The sequence below is a fragment of the Burkholderia sp. Bp9140 genome (assembly GCF_003853425.1).
GTDB lineage: Bacteria > Pseudomonadota > Gammaproteobacteria > Burkholderiales > Burkholderiaceae > Burkholderia.
In genome coordinates this window covers 1-467 of sequence record NZ_QTPQ01000130.1, presented here as the reverse complement: position 1 = coordinate 467, position 467 = coordinate 1, and the positions used below count along the sequence as shown (strand labels likewise).

The window sequence follows — 467 nt, the reverse complement described above, 5'->3', positions numbered from 1 at the left end:
GGCGATTCGGTGTCGGAAGGCACGCTGATCGTGCTGCTCGACGCCGCCGGCGCACCGGCTGCCGCCGCGCCGCAGGCGAGCGCACCGGCTCCGGCCGCTGCCGCGCCGGCTCCGGCACCCGCTGCCGCTCCGGCACCCGCTGCCGCTCCGGCACCCGCGCAGGCTGCACCGGCTCCGGCTGCCGCCGCGCCGGCCGCTGCGTCGGGCGAGTACCGCGCGAGCCACGCATCGCCGTCGGTGCGCAAGTTCGCGCGTGAACTCGGCGTCGAAGTCGCACGCGTGCAGGGCTCGGGTCCGAAGGGCCGTATCACGAAGGAAGACATCACCGGTTTCGTGAAGGGCGTGATGACGGGCCAGCGCGCGGCACCGGCCGCAGCGGCCGCGCCGGCCGGCGGCGGCGAGCTGAACCTGCTGCCGTGGCCGAAGGTCGACTTCTCGAAGTTCGGCCCGTTCGAGGCGAAGCCGCT

1 protein-coding gene is annotated in these 467 nt (G+C 75.6%); it reads left to right on the top strand.

Annotated features, from left to right (window positions below; genetic code table 11):
• Positions 1-467, top strand: a 467-nt coding sequence (locus DIE21_RS36925) for an E3 binding domain-containing protein (protein WP_185642934.1), incomplete at both ends; no start/stop codon positions are given.